5 protein-coding genes are annotated in these 4,388 nt (G+C 61.6%); 4 read left to right on the forward strand and 1 reads right to left on the reverse strand.

Annotated features, from left to right (window positions below):
- Positions 1 to 296: 296 nt before the first annotated feature.
- The 4 genes from GNZ21_RS12020 (at position 297) to GNZ21_RS12035 (ending at position 4,074) form a co-directional block, all read left to right on the forward strand.
- The gene (locus GNZ21_RS12020) at positions 297 to 533 is read left to right on the forward strand and encodes a heavy-metal-associated domain-containing protein (RefSeq protein ID WP_188503864.1); all 237 of its coding nucleotides are present in this window, start codon (positions 297 to 299) and stop codon (positions 531 to 533) included.
- A gap of 261 nt (positions 534 to 794) precedes the next feature.
- Positions 795 to 2,738: a heavy metal translocating P-type ATPase gene (locus GNZ21_RS12025; RefSeq protein WP_157324672.1), complete on the forward strand. Its 1,944-nt coding sequence runs from the start codon at positions 795 to 797 to the stop codon at positions 2,736 to 2,738.
- A gap of 56 nt (positions 2,739 to 2,794) precedes the next feature.
- The gene (locus GNZ21_RS12030) at positions 2,795 to 3,223 is read left to right on the forward strand and encodes a cupin domain-containing protein (protein ID WP_229659634.1); all 429 of its coding nucleotides are present in this window, start codon (positions 2,795 to 2,797) and stop codon (positions 3,221 to 3,223) included.
- Positions 3,224 to 3,303: 80 nt separating this feature from the next.
- Positions 3,304 to 4,074: an NADP-dependent oxidoreductase gene (locus tag GNZ21_RS12035; protein WP_157324677.1), complete on the forward strand. Its 771-nt coding sequence runs from the start codon at positions 3,304 to 3,306 to the stop codon at positions 4,072 to 4,074.
- Positions 4,075 to 4,185: 111 nt separating this feature from the next.
- Here GNZ21_RS12035 and GNZ21_RS16360 read toward each other — a convergent pair.
- Positions 4,186 to 4,388 (reverse strand): hypothetical protein (locus tag GNZ21_RS16360; protein ID WP_157324679.1); only part of this gene is annotated, 203 nt, incomplete at its 5' end.

The raw sequence follows: 4,388 nt of genomic DNA on the forward strand, positions 1-4,388 counted from the left end.
CGAAGCCGCATAATCACCCAGCAACTCGGAGAGCCAGTTACACCACTACACGGGACTTGACCTCTGCAATGACTGCGAAGCCTGATTCCAGAAGTCGTGGTCCTTTGGTTTCTCGTGTCTACCGTCTAATCGAGTGACCGTGGTGCTACGGGCTTTGAACGGGTCGAGGGATATGTTGTCTAGGGGATGTCATGGGTTATTTACAAAGTTGTTGGTCCGTGTTGAACTTCTGGTGAGGGACCGAGAGGCAGAGACTCTGCCTAAGATTAGAAACCTCGAAATGGAGCGCAGACATTGTGAGTACGACTGCGGAGACGACCCGCACACGACTGCGAGCTGAAGGATTCACCTGCCCGTCTTGTGTGGCCAAGATTGAAAAGCGAGTGGGTCGCCTTGATGGGGTGACGCACGTGAAGGTTCATTTCAGTACGGCTCGGATCGACGTGGATCACGACCCGTCGAAGGTGACTCAGGACGATTTAGTGGCTGCGGTGGCTAAGGCGGGTTATACGGCTCGACCCGCTGCCTTCTGATGCCGAATGCTGTAGGTAATAGCGGGTGAAATCGTTGCGCCATTCGGCTAGAACCTGCCACGTCCATTAGTTCCAGTTTTCCGCCGTCGTTGACAGCTTTCACTGTTCTTACCCGGCAGTAACGTCATCTTCCAGGTTTCGGCTGACGTTCTGTGCAGCAGACGTTTCGTGACGGCCGAGCCCGGGGTTAATCTGCTTACCAATACTTTCATTACGCACCGTGGAGACGCAGACAAGCTCATAACAATAGGGGAGCAGGGCATGGACAGGATCCAGATGTGGTGGCACGGCAGGTGGACCGTCCCGGTGGTCTCGGGGTTGTTGATCATCGCTTCATTCGCCGTGACAGAGATCCTTGACGAAGGTTTCTGGGGAGATGTGCTGATGATCGCCGCAACCGTGGTGGCTGGCACCCCGGTAGTGATCAAGGCGGTCAGCGCGCTGATGATCAAGGTCATCGGCATCGACCTGCTGGTTTCTGTCGCGGCCATTGGCGCGGTCCTGGTGCAGAACTACTGGGAAGCCGCCGCGGTGACGTTCCTATTCGCCATCGGCCACTCCCTGGAATCCGCCACCTTGAATAAAACCCGGTCCGCTTTGGCTGAGCTGGTGGCGGTGGCCCCGGACGTCGCCATCGTCGTACGTGGGGACCAGCAGATCGAGATCCCCGCCGAAGAGGTGGCACAGGGCGAGACGGTGCTGGTGAAGAACGGTGCCAGGGTGCCAGTGGACGGGGTGGTCACCGGCGGCACCGGGGCACTGGATGAAGCCTCGATCACCGGTGAGTCGATCCCGGTAGAAAAGATGACCGGAGACACAGTATTTGCCGGCACGATCTCCACCGGAGGTTTCATGCAGGTCAAAGCCACCGGCGTCGGAGCTGACACCACGCTGGTGCGCATCATCCACCGCGTGGAAGAAGCCCAAGAAGCCAAGGCCAAGACCCAACAGTTCATGGACCGGTTCTCGAAGTGGTACACCCCGGGGATCATGGTGCTCTCAGTGGTTTTCGGGCTGCTCACCCAGGACATTGTCCTGGCGCTGACCCTGCTGGTGATCGGCTGCCCCGGCGCGCTGGTGATCTCAATCCCAGTGGCGATCGTGGCTGGCATCGGCCGTGGCGCCCGCGACGGGATCCTCATCAAGGGCGGGGAATACCTGGAGACCTCCGCCAAAATCGACGCGGTCGCCCTGGACAAGACCGGCACCCTGACGGAGGGCCGGCCCTACCTGACTGACGTGGTGGCGTTCCTGTCTCACATTGATGAGGACGAGGTCCTGCGGATGGCGGCGCGGGCTGAAGCTGGTTCCGAACACCCGCTGGCGCGACCGATCATAGAGGCCGCCGCTGAACGGGGGCTGCCGGTCCTTGGCCTGCCTCAGCACACCGAACCAGTGCCGGGCAAAGGCATCGTGGCCAGCCTGGACGGTCACCGGGTCGCTGTAGGCAATATGGCGCTGATGGAGATGGAAGGCGTCGCCGATCACGGTGAAGCCGCCAACGCGGCACAAGCCGCTGAAGAGCTGGCAGCCGCTGGTCGGACCCCCATGATCGTAGGCTGCGATGGCCGCATCATCGGCGTGCTAGGAGTAGCCGACCGTATCCGCACCGACGCCCCGGCAATGATCGCCCAGCTTCACGAGGCCGGGGTGAAGAAAGTCATCATGCTCACCGGCGACACCCAACTGGTCGCTGAAGCAGTCGCGAAACAGGTCGGGGTCGATGAGGTAAGAGCCTCACTGCTGCCTGAGGACAAGCTCAACGCCGTAGCCGACCTGCAGCGCCAGGGACACACGGTGGCGATGGTCGGCGACGGCGTCAACGATGCCCCCGCACTAGCCACCGCGGACATCGGTGTGGCCATGGGTGCCGCCGGCACCGGAGTCGCGATCGAGACCGCCGATATCGCGTTGATGAAGGATGACCTGCTCAAGCTACCCCAGGCGGTGCGGCTGGCCCGGCGCACAGTGAACAACATGCGCCAAAACATCGTGATCGCCCTGACCACAGTGGGTCTGCTGCTACTCGGGGTGCTGTTCGGCGGAGTCACCATGGCCATCGGCATGTTGGTTCACGAGATCTCAGTGCTAGTGGTCATCGCCAACGCGATGCGGCTGCTGCGCCGCCACGGCAACGACCGAGCCGCCAAAACAACGGAAACCCCCCGACCGAGTGAACAGCCTGTCGCTGCTCAGCGAGCCTGAGCCGCGATCACGCGGTTCAGCAACGGCACAACTTCAACGGCACAACTTAAGGAGTCATCATGGAGAAACATTTTGCTCTGGAGGGCAATGTCCAGCACTTCACCATTGAAGACATCGCTAAAGATACCCCGGACTTCCGCCGGGTACTCTGGACCGGGGAACACGCCCAGGTTGTGATCATGACGATCCCACCGGGCGAAGAGATCGGTGATGAAGTCCATGAGCACGGTGATCAGATCCTGACCTTCCTTGCCGGGACTGGGCATGCGGATCTCAGCGGGGAGACCCACCCGATTGAGGCCGGGGACCAGTGCGCGGTGCCTGCCGGGGCTCGGCACAATTTTCGCAACACCGGCGATGAGCCGTTGGTGCTCTACACCATCTACTCCCCACCAGAAGAGCACGCCGCTGAGGCTGCCTTCGCGACCAAAGCCGAAGCCGACGCCGCCGAAGAAGCTGGAGAAGACCAGCCGCCACAATCCTGACCTACAATCCCGTCTCGCCACCGAGGGTGGGCTCTTGACCGTCCATCTCTGTTCGTATGTATTTGAAGGAGTAACCCCAGATGTCCCAGGTGTATGTGTTCACTGACTATGGTGGCCCCGAGACCGAGACCTTGATCGACCGGGACGTACCTGAACCTGGTCCTGAGGAGGTGGTCGCGGACTTCGCGGCAGGCGATGAGGTGCTCGGCCCTCCGGTCCCAGGCTACGGTGGGTTCGCTGAGCATACCGTTGTGCGAGCAGATTCCGCGTTGCTCAAACCCGAGGACGTCTCTTTTGTCCATGCCGCGACGATTCCGGTGGCGGCCACGACCGCCTATGATCTGACCCATGTGGTCGACCTGGAGGCCGGTGCTTCCGTGCTCATCCTGGGTGCCGGCGGCGGCGTGGGTTACATGGCCGTCCAGATCTGCGCGGTGCACCAGTTCCGCACCATCGCGGTGGCCTCCGAGGCTAAACGTGAACTGTTGGAGTCTACCGGCGCTACTTTCGTGCCCTCTGGAGACGGGGTGGCCGCCAAGGTGCGCGAGCTTGCGCCCGGGGGTATTGACCTGGTGATCGACCTAGTCGGCGGGGAAGCGCTGCGCGGGGTGGCGGGGTTGGCGGTGTCCCCGGACCGGGTGGTCTCCGCCGCGGACCCCGACACCGCGGTCGAGCTCGGCGGCCTCACCCGGCCCAGTGACCCCGGGTCCATGGAGAAAATCGCCGAGGTCATCTCCTACGAACTCGTCGATCCCTATGTCACCGCCACCTTCCCGCTGACTCAAGCTCGTGAGGCACTGGCCGCAGTGGAGACCGGCCACGCCGAGGGAAAGGTCGTGATCACCCCATAGGCTTCTGCGGTGCCCCTAGACGACTGCACCGCCCGGAAAACTCTCCTGTGCAATGAAAGGGAATATCTGATGGACAAGACTCACCCGGAACATGATCGCCACGCAAATCCTCTACGGCCCGATAAGCCCGATAAACACGCCGAGCACCAGCGTCGTGCTCGTGGTGAGCATGAGGGTCATGGGCATGAAGGCGAACACCATGCTGGTCATGAAGCACACGGTGGACACGCCGGGCATGGTCGCGGTGATCGTGGCGATCATGTGGGTCAGTTCCGGCGGCTGTTTTGGATCATGCTGGTTCTGGGTGTGCCGGT

This window comes from Nesterenkonia alkaliphila (assembly GCF_009758175.1).
Classification (GTDB): Bacteria; Actinomycetota; Actinomycetes; order Actinomycetales; family Micrococcaceae; genus Nesterenkonia; species Nesterenkonia alkaliphila.

Bases quoted from the DNA above. Each gene is read 5' to 3' on its own strand.
- GNZ21_RS12025 (WP_157324672.1), top strand. From the start codon at position 795: ATGGACAGGATCCAGATGTGGTGGCACGGCAGGTGGACCGTCCCGGTG.
- GNZ21_RS12035 (WP_157324677.1), top strand. From the start codon at position 3,304: ATGTCCCAGGTGTATGTGTTCACTGACTATGGTGGCCCCGAGACCGAG.